Source organism: Duganella sp. CY15W (assembly GCF_009857555.1).
In the GTDB taxonomy this organism is placed as follows: domain Bacteria; phylum Pseudomonadota; class Gammaproteobacteria; order Burkholderiales; family Burkholderiaceae_D; genus Rugamonas; species Rugamonas sacchari.
Genome location: NZ_WWCQ01000021.1, coordinates 1 through 550, shown reverse-complemented (window position 1 = coordinate 550; position 550 = coordinate 1). Strand labels below are relative to the sequence as shown.

Genomic DNA, 550 nt, shown 5'->3' with positions numbered 1-550 from the left:
CAAGGAGGCTCCTACTGTTTGTATGCACACGGTTTCAGGATCTATTTCACTCCCCTCCCGGGGTTCTTTTCGCCTTTCCCTCACGGTACTGGTTCACTATCGGTCGATTACGAGTATTTAGCCTTGGAGGATGGTCCCCCCATATTCAGACAGGATTTCTCGTGTCCCGCCCTACTTGTCGTACGCTTAGTACCACTAACTTGATTTCGTGTACGGGGCTATCACCCGCTATGGCTGCCATTTCCAGAGCATTCCACTATCAAGCTAACTATCACGTACAGGCTCTTCCCATTTCGCTCGCCACTACTTTGGGAATCTCGGTTGATTTCTTTTCCTGCAGCTACTTAGATGTTTCAGTTCGCCGCGTTCGCCTCACACACCTATGTATTCAGTGAGTGATACCCTAAAAGGGTGGGTTTCCCCATTCGGAAATCTGCGGATCAAAGCTTGTTTGCTAGCTCCCCGCAGCTTATCGCAAGCTACTACGTCCTTCATCGCCTGTAATCGCCAAGGCATCCGCCATGTGCACTTATTCACTTGTCCCTATAAC

At 49.8% G+C, this 550-nt stretch carries 1 rRNA gene; it reads right to left on the bottom strand.

Going from position 1 to position 550, the window contains the following annotated elements:
- Nucleotides 1-543: ribosomal RNA gene (locus tag GTP58_RS30845) — 23S ribosomal RNA — on the bottom strand; the annotation flags it as partial.
- Nucleotides 544-550 lie beyond the last annotated feature (7 nt).